Genomic DNA, 11,957 nt, shown 5'->3' with positions numbered 1-11,957 from the left:
AACAACAGAAGGGTCCATTCCCTTGAGACGTACGACAGCGTTACGCGCCGGTCTGTCCGCCATACTTCTGCTCGGAGCCTGGGCAACGGCCGGTGTCGCCCCCGCCTCCGCCGCGGATGCCCCTTCCACGGCATCCGCATCCACGACCACCTCCAGCTTCACCCCCGCTTCCACCGCCAAGGCGCCGGCCTCGGCCGGCCTGCTGTCCGCGATGCAGAAGGACCTGGGTCTGACGGCGAGCCAGGCGAAGGCGCGTCTGACCGCGGAGAGGAAGGCAACGGCCGTACAGGGAAAGGCTCGACGGGCGGCAGGACCGTCGTACGGCGGTTCCTGGTTCGATCCGGCAACGGGCAAGCTCACGGTCGCCGTCACCAGTGACAAGAAGGCTGGTGCCGTGCGTGCGACGGGTGCGACAGTCCGGCTGGTGGCCCACAGCACGCGTCAGCTCGATGCCGCCAAAGCGCAGCTCGACGCGCTTTCCGCGCCCGACGGTGTCGCCAGCTGGCACGTCGACCCGAAGGCCAGCCGAGTCGTGGTGAACGTCGTTGCATCATCGGAGGATGACAACGATGTCCGCGCGTTCGTCGAGCAGGCCCGCAAGGCCGGACCGGTGCTCGTGCAGCGGACCTCCGAGGCGCCGAAGACGTTCTCCGCCGGGACGGTCGGCGGCGATCCGTACTACACGGGCAACGTGCGGTGTTCCATCGGATTCTCCGTGTACGGCGGTTTCGTCACGGCTGGTCACTGCGGTCAGGCGGGCGCCGGGGTCAGCGGATGGGACGGCTCGTACATCGGCAACTTCCAAGGGTCCTCCTTCCCGGGCGACGACTATGCCTGGGTCAGCGTGGGCAACGGCTGGTGGACCGTGCCCGTGGTCCTCGGCTGGGGCACCGTCTCCGACCAGTTGGTCCGCGGCTCCGCGGAGGCTCCCATCGGCGCCTCCATCTGCCGCTCCGGCTCCACATCCCACTGGCACTGCGGGAATGTGCTGGCGACGAACGAGACCGTCAACTACAGCCAGGGCGCCGTCTATCAGATGACCAAGACGAGCGTGTGCGCCGAGCCGGGCGACTCGGGCGGTTCGTTCATCAGCGGCGACCAGGCACAGGGCGTCACTTCGGGCGGTTGGGGCAACTGCAGCAGTGGCGGTGAGACCTGGCACCAGCCGATCAACGAGATCCTCAACCGGTACGGGCTGACGCTGCACACGGCCTGACGGCTCCGGCGGTACGGCGTCGACATGTCGGCGGAGTCGTACGCCATGGTCCCCATCGGCTCCGTCGACTCCGTGCTCCGTCTCCGAGGCCTGCCGCGACAGACTCTCCACCGGGTCCTGTCGTGGCAGGCCTTTCGTGCGAGGAACCGGTCGGAACCCGGCACAGACCTCACGAAGGCCTCCTGCACAGTCACAGGGTGAACGGACCGGACCGACCAGCCGGATCGGATGTCGATGTCGTGTCGGCCGCAGGGAACATTTTTATCGGGCTATAAAGCGTGTTGCTCTGTACTGGGGTTACTTTCATCGGCTGATCGACCGACTGATTCAGCTGGCTGGGCAGGCGCGTGGGGAGGGGCTTGATGCTGGCTGTGGATGTGAGGGCCTCGCTCCGTGCCGACCGGACCGTTGAGGACGGTGCCGCCCGTTGTTGGCGTTTCTCGGCCCAGACCGTGGCCCGGCACGGCGACTTCCTGCTGGCCTACGTCGACGGCAGGGTCTGCGTCGGTGCGCGAACCGCCTGATCGTCGGTCTCGGGGAACCGGTCCACGTCACCACACCGGTCTTCGACAAGAAGGTGCCGGGCTGCTGGCTGGTCGATCTCTCCGAAATCGCCCTGGATCCGCGCCTGCCGTCACCGTTCACCCCGCACGGCGCCCCTCCCGCGGGCCCCGCCTGGTACGCGACACCCACCGTCGCCTACGCCGCCGAACTCATCAGTACGCAGGGCCTCTAGCTGCGTATGCGGCACGGCTGTTCGACGCCCGGCAGACCGGCGCGTCCGAAAGCAGATGCGCACCATCGTTGCCGAGGGTCTCCAGGAGATCTACTTCAAGGACGGCGGACGCCGGGCCGACGACCTACTCGTGGAGTTCACCGACATCGACTACGTCGAGCTCGAGTACTGACGCCGCGCTGTATCCCTCATCGATCTCATGGCTGTGACTGGGCGGTTCAGTTGGCGACTGAGGATTCAGTTGGCCGCTCCGGTGCTCGGCGTCGATGTGAATGAGTACTTGAGTTGGCGAGTTGAGCGTTGTGGTTGGCGAGCGAGCTGATCTCGCCCCCACACGCAAGCTCTCGCCGCCCGAACAGACCGAGACGCCGCAGCCCAACCCACCGGGGCCATGGCGCATGAGCACAGGGCTCACGTGTCGGGGCTTCGTCGAGGCTCCGCGTCAGGACGGGGCGAGGACGCAGAACTCGTGGCCCTCCGGAGCGGCCAGGCACTGCCACGGGACGTCGCCCTGGCCGAGGTCGATGTCGGTTGCGCCGAGGGCCCGCAGCCGGGCCACCTCCGCCTCCAGGTCGTCACCGGGGTACGGCAGCAGGTCAAGATGGACGCGGTCCGGCACGGTCTTCACGCCGGGCGTGCGGAGGAACTCGAGATACGGGCCAACACCCTTGGCGGAGCGCAACACCGCATGATCGTCAGTCGCCTCGTGCAGGGTCCAGTCGATCGCCTCGTCCCAGAACCGGGCCATGGCCCGCGGATCCGCGCAGTCGACCACCACCGCGGCGATCGGCCCGGTGTCCCGGTAGATCTCCCGCGGCTCAAGCACGCAGAACTCGTTGCCCTCCGGGTCGGCGAGGACCGTCCACGGCACTTCGCCCTGGCCCACGTGGGCGGGCGTCGCACCGAGAGCCTGGAGGCGCGCGACCAGCTCCGCCTGATGGGCCGCGGATGTGGTGGCGAGATCGAGGTGCACACGGTTCTTTGTCGTTGTCTTGGGTTCCGGGACGGTGACGACGTCGACGCAGACGGCGACCGGGTCCGGCCAGACGAAGCCGCCGACGGGTTCAACGTTGGTCACGCCCGGTCCCTCGCTGGAAACACCCCAGCCGAGCGCCTCGGCCCAGAACCGGCCGACCGCCGAGTCATCAAGAGCCTTTATGTTCACCTGAACAGGTCGCAGTGCCATGCGGGCGAGCCTATGCACTCTGCAACGACATCCGCAGGCACCGTCGCCAAACAGAGATCAACTCGCTCACCAGCTGGAGCGCTCGGTCCCGCCAGGTCAACTGCGCACTCGCCGGATGAAGCGTCAAGTCACAGTCGAGCTGCTCGGCGAGCTTGTTTTCGCAGTGACGACGCGCCTCCTGGAGGAGGCGAGGGAGGGGCCTGGTGAACGACTGCGGACAGTCGGGAAGGGCGGGATCGTTCGTGATCGAGAAAGGGGCGTCGTAGGCACCCGGTCATTCGGCGGCGTGAATGGCGGGTCCCGGCGTGGCCGACGGTCCGCCCCTGAGCTCCGTCAGGGTCGGTCCACACGGAAGTGGTAGCAGCCGTATTCGACGGCCCGCACGTGGACCTGGGCGGTATCCGGGTCCGCGAAGGCTTCGGTGAAGGCGCGGTCGAAGGATACGTCGGCATCCTCAGGCAGTTCCACCATGCGGCCGCCGATGATGCGCCCTCGGTTGTCGTAGCGGCGGAACGCACGGAGAGCGCCGGGTCGGCCCCAGGGGTAGCCGACGACGTCCGGGGCCGGCCCGCCGCAGTCCTGTGCGTGTATGAAGACCGGACCCTGCTCGTCATACGCCCCGGGCTCGGCACCCGTCTGGGCCGCCCAGCGACGGAGCGGGGCGTACGAGACGAGGGCGATCCGGTCACCTACGACGCTGAGCCGCAGGCAGCAGCGGAGCGGGGCACCGCCTTCCTCGTCGACGTACGGGTACATCGGACGCCCGGCGTCGTCGCGGACGCGGAGCTCGTTGAGGTCTGTGGGGGTGATGGGCCGCGGTTGATAGGTGCTGGTCATGCCATTCATCGTGGCGCGGCCGGGCATGAGGTACTGGCGGAAATCCGACAGTGAGTTCTGGGCCGACCGTCGTGCTCAGGCTGGCCGACTGAGGCGCTCAGTCGCAATCGCGGGACTCGACGCCGCAGCCGCGTCGCCTGCGGCCGGCGCCTACGGCGGGGAGCCGACACGGAGTGGCTCGACTCCGAGCCCGCGCAACTGCCCCAGGCGGGCCCCGACTCATTGGCTGTCGCCGACACCAAGTGAAACAACGTGTTCATGACCGAGGACTGCACCGTTCATGGGTGCGGCTGGGCGGTCGACCGGTTTTCAGCGAAGCGGGCAGGGGTCATTCCTGGCCACTGTCGAAACGACCGCGGGTAGGGGAAATCGGCGTTCAGTTGCGCGTGTGGTGGTGCAGCCGGGCGGCTTTCGCGGTCAGGTAACGCTGTTCAGGAGCGCTGGTGGTACGGGCCGCCGCAGCACGGTAGTGGACGAGCGCGGACGGGATGTCGCCTGCCATCTCGAGCAGGTGCGCCCGCACGGCGTGCACACGGTGGTGGCCGTGGAGCGGTCCGTCGTCGGTGTCGAGTTCGTCGAGAAGAGCGAGTGCGGTATCTGGGCCGTCGACCATCGCGACCGCGACTGCCCTGTTGAGGGTGACCACCGGGCTGCCCGCTACGTGTTCGAGCAGTCCGTACAGGCCGAGGATCTGTGGCCAGTCGGTGTCCTTGGCATGTGCCGCGTCGTCGTGGAGGGCTGCGATGGCGGCCTGCAGCCGGTATTCGCCAGGTGGTCCGCCGCCGATCGTGGTGGCGAGCAGCGCGGCGCCTTCGCCGATGAGGCGGCGGTCCCAGCGAGTCCGGTCCTGCTCGGTCAGAGGGACCAGGTCGCCGTCCGTGCTGGTGCGGGCGGGGCGGCGGGCCTCGGTCAGCAGCATCAGAGCCAGCAGCCCGGTTGCTTCGGCCTCGCCGGGAAGGATCCGGTGTACCTGTCTGGCCAACCTGATGGCCTCGCCGGACAGGTCGGCGCGGTGCAGTGCGGGGCCACACGTGGTGGCGTAGCCCTCGTTGAACATCAGGTACAGCACGTGCAGGACGGAACGCAGCCGCGCCGCCCAGTCGTTCGCGCCGGGCTCGGGCACCTCGAACGCGGGGCCCGATGCCTTGACGCGCTGCTTGGCCCGACTGATGCGCTGCGCCATGGTCGCCTCCGGCACCAGGTAGGCGCCCGCGATCTCGGAGGTGGCCAGGCCACCGACCGCCCGCAGCGTCAGTGCGATCGCCGAGGCAGGTGTGAGTGCGGGATGGCAGCACATGAACAGAAGCATGAGCGTGTCGTCGCCGGCGGGGACGCTGCCTACGGCGGGTTCCTGGGCTATGCGCTCCTCGCGCCGTTGCCGCGCCTGCTCGCTGCGTACCTGGTCGACGTACCGCCGCGTCGCGGTCTGCAGCAGCCAGCCGCGTGGATTGCCGGGTACACCGTCTTCGGGCCAGTGCCGGGCGGCGGCGATGAGCGCTTCCTGCACGGCGTCCTCGCACGCGTCGAAGTCCCCCATCCGCCGCACGAGCACACCGAGGACCTGCGGCGCCAGAGAGCGCAACAGGTCCTCGACGGAGTGGAGACCGCTCACAGGTCGCCCTGGCTGTCGCTCATCACCTGCCGCACCTCGACCGGCTGTTGTGTCGGCACCCCGCCCGGGCCGGGCACGGCGGAGATTCGCGCCGCGATCTCAAGGGCGCGGGCCTCGGACTCCACGTCGAAGACGTTGAACCCGGCCAGCACTTCCTTCGATTCCGGGAACGGCCCGTCGGTCACCAGCGGCGCCGCACTGCCGTCCGACCGCACGATCCTGGTCAGCCGAGGGTCGGCGAGCGCCATGAACTGGACCATTTCCCCACTCTCGGTCAGCTCCTTGGTCAGCACCTCGTAGTAGTTGAAGTGCGCTGCGATGTCGCCGGGCTCCCATTGGTCCATGGGCTGCTCGAAGACGCCCCCGTCGTGGTTGACCATGAGCAAGAACTTCGGCATGTCGACTCCCGTGTTTGCTGCGCCCAGTGTGGCGCACTCACCCCATGGACGGAGCAGCAAAGCAGATCTCTACATCGACGGCGGAAGATTTTTTGCGGGAGGGGTGCGGCCCTTCCGGGGGCGGCGTGCCGACCAGGCGGTACGGCGTATCCGTACTGGTGGGGGACTTGCCTCCCGTGTGCGCGGGCGGGCGCTGTCAGGCAGCGGCCGAACCGCCGTCACTGTGCCGGAGCCCCGAGTTCTGACGGGAGCCCCTGTCATCTCGGCCGGTCCGGAAGAGAACGTCGAGACCGTGACCGCGGTTGCCCATCAACCGTCGGTAGATTGCTTGCGTGGCGGAGAACTGGAGCTCGACAGGCAGCGGGATCATTCGGTTTCCCTCTGGCGCACTGGTGCGCGGCCGGGGTCTACGTCATCCACTGCCGCCGGGACCGACTCCGTCCTTCGCGGTGTATCTGCTCGGCAAGCAGCCACCGGCCACCGTCTGGGACGCTCGGTGGTTGCGCTGGCCCGACTTTTGGCTCCCGGACCGCCAGCAGGCGCGGAGCCTCGTCGAAGAGGCTCTGACGCGCGCAGCGAACGAGCGCGTCGAGATTGCCTGTGGCGGTGGATACGGGCGGACGGGGACAGCACTGGCATGCATGGCTGTCCTCGACGGAGTCCCGGCCGACCAGGCGGTGGCGTTCGTCCGCCGGCACTACCACCGCCGCGCGGTGGAAACTCCCTGGCAACGACGATTCGTACTGCGCTTTCAGGACGTACAGGGGATGTAGCGGCACGGATGCGGACCGCCGCCCACGGCTGGGGGTGCTGTGGTCGCTGACTCTCTGCCGTTGCCTGACTTCGGTGCAGTGGTGTCGGCGGTGGTGAGGGCCACCGCCGTTACGGTGAACGAGTGGCGCGTCGGTGAGGGGACGGGATCACGGCCGCGGAAGTGGTCAGGCAGGTCGCGTGGTGCCCGCGTACCGACGGCTCTGTGCCTGGGCCTGTGCTGTGAGGAGTGTTCAGCCCGGGATCTCTGTGCGTTCCCACCATTCGTAGACAGGCAGCTCGCCCTCGGTGGTTTCCTGGTGGCGAGCTGTGGCCTTGAAGTGTTCGTATCCGCCGCGGAACGGAATCTTGAGGTCGGTCCCGGGTGTGGTGAGGGAGACGATCCGCTCGGGGAGATCGTCGGGTCCGCCTTCAAGGACTGCCTTTGCTGCGTTGGTCATGACGAGAGTTTCCCCGGAGGGTGGCTCGGCTTCTTCATGACGCGCCGAGGAGGCGCGCTGCGGGATTCTCGCTCACAGCCGTTTGCCACCGGGCATGCTGTGAGAGCCGCTGATGGTGTGTCGACCGCATGTCCGTTGAGCCTGACCGGGCTTGGCTACGTCATAGCCGTGGGCCGGCAGAGGAGGTCCGGGCACCACATCGGACCGGGCCTGTCATGCGGGCGGGAGGGAGTGTCTCTTCGATCAGGCGGCGTCGGAGTACCTGACTTGATAGGCAAGCACTCACTTGCCTATGGTTTTGGTCATGGCGGAGGATGTCTTCAAGGCGCTGGCCGACCCCACTCGTCGGCGGATCCTTGATGAGCTGGTGGAACGGAACGGCCAGACCCTGTTCGAGATTTGCGCACGACTGGTGACCAAACACGGTCTGGGGCTGTCCCGCCAAGCGATCAGCCAGCATCTGGCCGTACTGGAATCCGCGGGTCTGGTCCTTTCGCGGCGCCAGGGCCGTTACAAGTTCCACGATCTGAACACTGATCCCCTTGAGCGCATCGTGACCCGATGGCTCAGGCCCGATGCACCGGAGAGCACCCCATGAAGATCCACCTGTCCAGCGTCTTCGTCGACGACCAGGACAAGGCCCTGCGCTTCTATACGAACGTGTTGGGCTTCGTGAAGAAGACCGAGGTTCCACTGGGCAAGGACCGGTGGCTGACCGTGGTCTCACCGGATGACCCCGACGGGACCCAACTGCTGCTGGAGCCCGACGGCCATCCCGCGGTGAAGCCGTACAAGGCGGCGCTGGTCAAGGACGGCATCCCGGCCACCTCCTTCGCCGTGGACGACGTACCTGCGGAGTTCGACCGGCTGCGCGAGCTCGGGGTGCACTTCACCCAGGAGCCGCTGGAGATGGGCCCGGTCACCACTGCGGTTCTGGATGACACCTGTGGCAACCTGATCCAGATCGTGCACAGCAAGTAACGACCCGGCCCCGGGCGCGAGTCTGCGACGCCCCTCAGCGGTTCCGCCGCGGTCCCGGCGCCGCCGAGGTCGACTTGGCGATCGGAGGAGGTGCGTCGTGAACGATCGAACACGCGCACCTCCTTCGGCGTCAGAGAGCAGCGCTGGTCGCCTGCCCCGCGGACCTGACCCCAGGCAGAGGCCGACCTTGTCCGGCGTGCGGACCTCGGTGCCGGAGGAGGAGGGCCACGGCACTGACCAGAGTGATCAGCTGCGTAATCACCAGGAGGGACAGGCCTGCGGCGAAGCCGTGTCCGCTGTCCGTGGCGATTGCCGTTCCCATGAGCGTCGGCATGAATGCCGACACCAGGTTGCCGACGCCGTTGACCACCCCGTAGGTACTGCCGACGCTGCCCGCCGGGGCGTGGCGCTGCACGAGGGTCGGGATGGCGGGACCTTGCAGCCCCCAGAATCCACCGGCGAGGACCAGTGCCGTCGCCGATACGGTGGCCGAGGTTGCGGACACGGCGAGCGTGGCACACGCGCCCGCCCCGACGCTCCCGACCACCAACACCAGCGGGAGGCGCCGCTGCGGGACCCGGTCGATGAACAGGCCACCGAGCAACCCCGAGCCGAGGCTGACAATGAACGGCAACGCAGCGAGCCAGCCGGTCTGCGCCGCGGAGAAATGGCGTGCCTGCAGCAGATATGAGGGGAGCCAGGAAGCGGTGCCCCACAGGAAGGCCAGAGTGGCGATCTCGATCAGCAGGATCCAGCCGAGTCGCGGCGTTCGCAGGGCCCGGACCAGGGTGGACAGCAGGACGCCGAAACCACGCGGGCGGCGATCCGAGGGAGTCGGTCCGTCTTCCGGCTGCCGGTCCGCGTCCCGGTTCTGTGTACGGTCGCGGCCCGATCCGCGATTGCCTGCGGTCGTGGGACGGATGAACAACAGCACCAGGGGGATACCGAGAAGCGCGTTGAGCGCACCGAGGGCATGGAAAGACGTGGTCCAGTCGGAGTGCACGATCAGCAGGGTGATCAGCGGCATCCCCACGGCGGTGCCGAGGGAGACGCCCATTGAGCTGACCGCGTTCGGGCGCCCCAATTCGGCGTCGGCGAACCGGTCCTTGACGTACATCGTCTTGAGGGAGAACAGCGGACCTTCCGCGGCCCCGAGCAGGCACCGCACAGCCAGCAGCAGAAACAGGCTGCCGATCCACGGCGAGACGAACGTGAGTACCGCCCAGGTGGCCACGCTCACCACGAGCCCCCGCCGCACCCCGAGCAGCGTTTCGTACACCGGCGTGAGCACGAAGGCGGCGAGACCGTAACCGAGTAGGAAGACCGTCATCAGAGCCCCCTGCGCCACCCGGTCGCCGGCCAGTCCGAACCTGTCCAGGAAGGCGTTGTCGGTGATGAGTACCGAGATGTTGACCCGGTCGACATAGGAGATGGCCACGACGATGGTGAAGGTGAGGACGCCGTACCAGCGCCCCGCATTGGATCTCAGTTCCGTAGGCCCTTCGTCAAGACGTCCCAGCCGTCCGAATGCCGCGCGCCGCATCGGCACCGTCCCTTCACCATGGCGCGCTTGACGCCCGCTCATTTACCTTAGGGCTTAAATAAATATGTCGCGGCTTTTTTAGCAGTGCGAGCTCGGCGTGGCAAGCGGGCCGATGGCCTGTGACGTCGGTCGAGCCGCCCTCATCGTGGGCTGCTATTGCTGATGGAGCGTCAACTATCTGAGTGGACACCAGAGTTGAGCTTGCCCGAAAGTGATCGTCAGCTGCGCTCAGTGCGCATGGAAAGTGGGGTCGCCGCGTTGGATGACGGCCGGTGCGGCCGACATCGCTCTTCGGCCCAACCAGTGCGTCGGCCCGCGGAGCCCCGTCGGTGACACCGGCGGGCTCCGCGGTTCCCCCACTACCGCTGCGCTTCGGTGGGCACTCCGGACGGGGTCGGCAGGCCGGCGGCGCTGTCGGAGCGGGTGCCGGACGTGCCCTGTACCGGCTCGGCCGACGGGGTGGTGGCAACGGGGGTGCGGGCTCGAACGGGGGCACCGACGTACGCCTGACCATGCCCACCTCCCACCGGAGCCACTGACCATGCCCGAGGCGACCGAAACCCGCATCCTTCTCGCCGACGATCACGCGCTGGTCCGCCGTGGAGTCCGCCTCATCCTCGACAGCGAACCCGACCTCAGCGTCGTGTCCGAAGCCGGCGACGGCGCCGAAGCCGTCGAAGCGGCCCGTATCCACCAGCCCGACCTGGCCATCCTCGACATCGCCATGCCCCGCCTGACCGGCCTGCAAGCCGCACGCGAACTCGTCCGCACCCAGCCCGGCCTGCGCCTCCTCATACTGACCATGTACGACAACGAGCAGTACTTCTTCGAAGCCCTGGCCGCCGGCTACGTCCTGAAATCCGTGGCCGACCGCGACCTCGTCGAAGCCTGCCGCGCCACCATGCGCGGCGAACCGCTCGCCGGGCCGCGGCAGGTCCACAGCCTGCATCCGGGCCGACGGCTGCCTCGTTGCGAACATATGGCGTGAACAGATGAAGGCGGAGAGATGCGTTCGGCAGACGCTCCATCCGAGGCGAGCAGATGGGCGTCGATGACGGTCATTCAGGGGCGCGGGTGCGATTTCACCCTGCGGGGATCCGACCACATGCTGCCGACAGGGTGAGTGGGCGGCATGTGTCGCCCGGAGAGCCTAACGGTGCGCTAGAGATACCCACTATTACATTTCTTGATGCTATGTCAGGTTCGTGGTGTGCGATGAGTGCTACGTATACACCCGGTCGGCCCCCTGGTGTCACACCATAGGTATGCCCGATATGACAGTTATGGGAGCCGTCAGTACGTTCGTCGCAGGTCGGCTGTCCGGTCGGCATCTCTGAGAAAGGGAGAAGTGACATGACCACACGTACCGTCGCCGTGACCGCCGCTGCAGTGGGCGCCGCGGTGCTTGCCATCACCGGCATCACCTACGCCTCGAACGACGAATCCACCCACACCGCCTCGTCCGTCCAGGAGACTCGTCCGCCAGTCCAGAAGGCCGCCCCGCCCGCGCAGAAGGCTGCGCCCCCCGTCCGACAGGCGCCTCCGGCTGCGGCTCCCCCGGGTGAAGACAGCAGCAAGAGCAACGGGGGAGAGAGCCGTGGCGGTGACGACGGCGGTTACGGCGGTGGTGACCGCGGTGGCGACGGCGGTTACGGCGGTGGTGGTGACCGCGGTGGTGACGACGGCGGTTACGGCGGTGGTGGTGACGGCGGTTACGGCGGTGGTGGTGACCGCGGTGGTGATGGTGGTTACGGCGGTGGTGGTGATGGTGGTTACGGCGGCGGCTACGGCGGCAAGGATGAGGGAAGGATCCAATTCAACGACAGGACGTACTCCGCAGCCGCGGACGGGTGCATCACCGCGGCCAGCGGACTGGGTTCCTCGAGCTTCAGCATCAGCAACGACAGCCGGAAGGTCGTCGAGGTCTACCGCGGGGCCACCTGCGACAACGGCTCTCCTGTCGCCACCGTCGGCCCCTACGGCAGCACCCATGGCGTCGTGACGCCCACCGTTCAAGGGGGCCTGTTCCTCAACGACGGCGTTGTGGGCAGCTTCCGGGTGATCGGCGACCACGGCGGGTGGTAACCGCGCCACCGCATCACATGGAAACCCCGGCCCGTCGGAATCGGGCCGGGGTTCCCGGCGTGCGGATGCCCTCCGGCGCCTGCCCGCCCGGCATTTTGCGTCAACCCCGAAGGGCTCACCGATCGCCGGGCGGACATCGTTCGGTTCGCACG

General features: G+C 67.7%; 12 protein-coding genes and 3 pseudogenes. 9 read left to right on the top strand and 6 right to left on the bottom strand.

The features are described 5' to 3' along the window. Positions 1-22 precede the first annotated feature (22 nt). The 4 genes and pseudogenes from ACIA8E_RS33565 to ACIA8E_RS33550 all read left to right on the top strand — a co-directional run. Entirely contained in the window at positions 23-1,216 is a 1,194-nt protein-coding gene (locus ACIA8E_RS33565; protein ID WP_399303860.1) for a S1 family peptidase, read from the top strand. Between the two features lie 362 nt (positions 1,217-1,578). Next, positions 1,579-1,740, top strand: coding sequence for a hypothetical protein (locus ACIA8E_RS33560; RefSeq protein ID WP_399303947.1), 162 nt, complete (start codon positions 1,579-1,581; stop codon positions 1,738-1,740). Next, positions 1,728-1,931 (top strand): annotated as a pseudogene (locus tag ACIA8E_RS33555) (hypothetical protein); the annotation flags it as partial. The gene ACIA8E_RS33560 and the pseudogene ACIA8E_RS33555, both read left to right, overlap by 13 nt. 23 nt (positions 1,932-1,954) lie before the next feature. Beyond that, positions 1,955-2,124: pseudogene (locus tag ACIA8E_RS33550) on the top strand (XRE family transcriptional regulator); the annotation flags it as partial. 270 nt (positions 2,125-2,394) lie between these two features. Here the strand turns inward: ACIA8E_RS33550 and ACIA8E_RS33545 are convergent. The 4 genes from ACIA8E_RS33545 to ACIA8E_RS33530 all read right to left on the bottom strand — a co-directional run bounded on the left by ACIA8E_RS33545 (position 2,395) and on the right by ACIA8E_RS33530 (position 5,985). Then, positions 2,395-3,138, bottom strand: a complete 744-nt coding sequence (locus ACIA8E_RS33545) for a VOC family protein (RefSeq protein WP_399303858.1) — start codon at positions 3,136-3,138, stop codon at positions 2,395-2,397. A gap of 333 nt (positions 3,139-3,471) precedes the next feature. After that, positions 3,472-3,975, bottom strand: coding sequence for a DUF1203 domain-containing protein (locus ACIA8E_RS33540; RefSeq protein WP_399303856.1), 504 nt, complete (start codon positions 3,973-3,975; stop codon positions 3,472-3,474). A 376-nt stretch (positions 3,976-4,351) separates the two neighbouring features. Continuing rightward, entirely contained in the window at positions 4,352-5,587 is a 1,236-nt protein-coding gene (locus ACIA8E_RS33535) for an RNA polymerase sigma factor (protein WP_399303854.1), read from the bottom strand. Next, entirely contained in the window at positions 5,584-5,985 is a 402-nt protein-coding gene (locus tag ACIA8E_RS33530; RefSeq protein WP_399303852.1) for a YciI family protein, read from the bottom strand. Before ACIA8E_RS33530 ends, ACIA8E_RS33535 begins: the two co-directional genes overlap by 4 nt. Positions 5,986-6,317: 332 nt before the next feature. Here ACIA8E_RS33530 and ACIA8E_RS33525 point away from each other — a divergent pair, with 332 nt between their 5' ends. Continuing rightward, positions 6,318-6,758 carry a protein-tyrosine phosphatase family protein gene (locus ACIA8E_RS33525; RefSeq protein ID WP_399303850.1) on the top strand — a complete coding sequence of 147 codons (441 nt, stop codon included), beginning with the start codon at positions 6,318-6,320 and terminating at the stop codon, positions 6,756-6,758. A gap of 231 nt (positions 6,759-6,989) precedes the next feature. On the opposite strand, the gene ACIA8E_RS33520 is transcribed toward ACIA8E_RS33525, so the two are convergent. Then, on the bottom strand, positions 6,990-7,196 hold the full coding sequence (locus tag ACIA8E_RS33520; RefSeq protein ID WP_355775999.1) for a DUF5988 family protein: 207 nt from the start codon (positions 7,194-7,196) through the stop codon (positions 6,990-6,992). A 304-nt stretch (positions 7,197-7,500) separates the two neighbouring features. Here ACIA8E_RS33520 and ACIA8E_RS33515 point away from each other — a divergent pair, with 304 nt between their 5' ends. Both ACIA8E_RS33515 and ACIA8E_RS33510 read left to right on the top strand, forming a co-directional pair. Further along, on the top strand, positions 7,501-7,794 hold the full coding sequence (locus tag ACIA8E_RS33515; RefSeq protein ID WP_399303848.1) for an ArsR/SmtB family transcription factor: 294 nt from the start codon (positions 7,501-7,503) through the stop codon (positions 7,792-7,794). Continuing rightward, entirely contained in the window at positions 7,791-8,177 is a 387-nt protein-coding gene (locus ACIA8E_RS33510; RefSeq protein WP_399303846.1) for a VOC family protein, read from the top strand. The genes ACIA8E_RS33515 and ACIA8E_RS33510 overlap by 4 nt, the downstream gene beginning before the upstream one ends. A 130-nt stretch (positions 8,178-8,307) precedes the next feature. On the opposite strand, the gene ACIA8E_RS33505 is transcribed toward ACIA8E_RS33510, so the two are convergent. Further along, on the bottom strand, positions 8,308-9,720 hold the full coding sequence (locus ACIA8E_RS33505) for an MFS transporter (RefSeq protein ID WP_399303844.1): 1,413 nt from the start codon (positions 9,718-9,720) through the stop codon (positions 8,308-8,310). Between the two features lie 541 nt (positions 9,721-10,261). Between ACIA8E_RS33505 and ACIA8E_RS33500 the strand changes: the two are divergent. Further along, positions 10,262-10,666 (top strand): annotated as a pseudogene (locus ACIA8E_RS33500) (response regulator transcription factor); the annotation flags it as partial. A 407-nt stretch (positions 10,667-11,073) separates the two neighbouring features. Continuing rightward, entirely contained in the window at positions 11,074-11,805 is a 732-nt protein-coding gene (locus ACIA8E_RS33495; RefSeq protein WP_399303842.1) for a hypothetical protein, read from the top strand. Positions 11,806-11,957 lie beyond the last annotated feature (152 nt).

The organism is Streptomyces sp. NPDC051664 (assembly GCF_044453545.1).
In the GTDB taxonomy this organism is placed as follows: domain Bacteria; phylum Actinomycetota; class Actinomycetes; order Streptomycetales; family Streptomycetaceae; genus Streptomyces.
This window is presented reverse-complemented; position numbering and strand designations above follow the sequence as displayed.

Coding starts and splice junctions, on each gene's coding strand:
- ACIA8E_RS33510 (WP_399303846.1), top strand. CDS start 7,791: ATGAAGATCCACCTGTCCAGCGTCTTCGTCGACGACCAGGACAAGGCC.
- ACIA8E_RS33530 (WP_399303852.1), bottom strand. CDS start 5,985: ATGCCGAAGTTCTTGCTCATGGTCAACCACGACGGGGGCGTCTTCGAG.
- ACIA8E_RS33545 (WP_399303858.1), bottom strand. CDS start 3,138: ATGGCACTGCGACCTGTTCAGGTGAACATAAAGGCTCTTGATGACTCG.
- ACIA8E_RS33560 (WP_399303947.1), top strand. CDS start 1,579: ATGCTGGCTGTGGATGTGAGGGCCTCGCTCCGTGCCGACCGGACCGTT.
- ACIA8E_RS33505 (WP_399303844.1), bottom strand. CDS start 9,720: ATGCGGCGCGCGGCATTCGGACGGCTGGGACGTCTTGACGAAGGGCCT.
- ACIA8E_RS33495 (WP_399303842.1), top strand. CDS start 11,074: ATGACCACACGTACCGTCGCCGTGACCGCCGCTGCAGTGGGCGCCGCG.
- ACIA8E_RS33515 (WP_399303848.1), top strand. CDS start 7,501: ATGGCGGAGGATGTCTTCAAGGCGCTGGCCGACCCCACTCGTCGGCGG.
- ACIA8E_RS33520 (WP_355775999.1), bottom strand. CDS start 7,196: ATGACCAACGCAGCAAAGGCAGTCCTTGAAGGCGGACCCGACGATCTC.
- ACIA8E_RS33540 (WP_399303856.1), bottom strand. CDS start 3,975: ATGACCAGCACCTATCAACCGCGGCCCATCACCCCCACAGACCTCAAC.